Below are 857 nucleotides of genomic sequence, written 5' to 3' on the forward strand. Positions count from 1 at the left end.
AAGCGGTCTTAGGAAGACAAGATGCTGGATCAACTCCTTGGCTCACAGAACGACATGGCTACGATCCGACTTAATTAGCAAATGAAAATAATATAGCATTAGCAAAATCTTTAAACTTTGTTCAGCCTAATGAAATTGTTAAATCTAGAAAAGTCGGAGGCCAAGCGGTCTTAGGAAGACAAGATGCTGGATCAACTCCTTGGCTCACAGAACGACATGGCTACGATCCGACTTAAGATGAACAGGTCAGAAGTAATAAGGTTAGCAATAGAGAAATTAGTAGTAGACGAAATGAAAAATGAACCAGTTCCAAAAGCTAAAGTTGAAAAAATAAAGTTATGAAAAGTGCATAAAATATCCATAAAAAATAAGATATTATTTTTTTGATTTTTTAATCATTTTTTGCTAAAGTTACTCCTTTTTGACCTTGATATTTTCCGTTATATGGCTTTTCGACTGGCGTTATAGTTCTTGCAAAAATTAAGTGTAAAAATCTTTCTCCTGTTTTTAGTTTTACTGGAATTGAAGAACCAACAAGTTCTATAGTTAATTGTCCTTCAAATCCCGCATCTACTATAGTCGGCGGAATTAATAATCCTTTTCTTGCAAATGTAGATCTTAAATTGCAAAATGCTATAATATCATTTGGTAATTTTATATATTCTTTAGTTGTTAAGAGAACATGTTCATATGGATAAATTATAAATTCATCTCTTATTTCTTTCGTCATATTTTCTTTTATTCTAACTATTTCATTTCCAATTTTTAAGTCTACTCCATTTTCTCTAATTGTATCCTCACTTAAAGGTTCAATTACAAGTCTATTTAAATTTATATATCTTTTTATATCTCTATCT

General features: G+C 30.6%; 1 protein-coding gene. It reads right to left on the reverse strand.

Annotated features, from left to right (window positions below):
* Positions 1-391: 391 nt before the first annotated feature.
* Positions 392-857: dCTP deaminase (gene dcd, locus ABDZ76_RS17575; protein ID WP_343808667.1), on the reverse strand; the 466-nt coding region annotated here is incomplete at its 5' end.

The sequence above is a fragment of the Paenochrobactrum glaciei genome (genome assembly GCF_039522165.1).
GTDB lineage: Bacteria > Pseudomonadota > Alphaproteobacteria > Rhizobiales > Rhizobiaceae > Paenochrobactrum > Paenochrobactrum glaciei.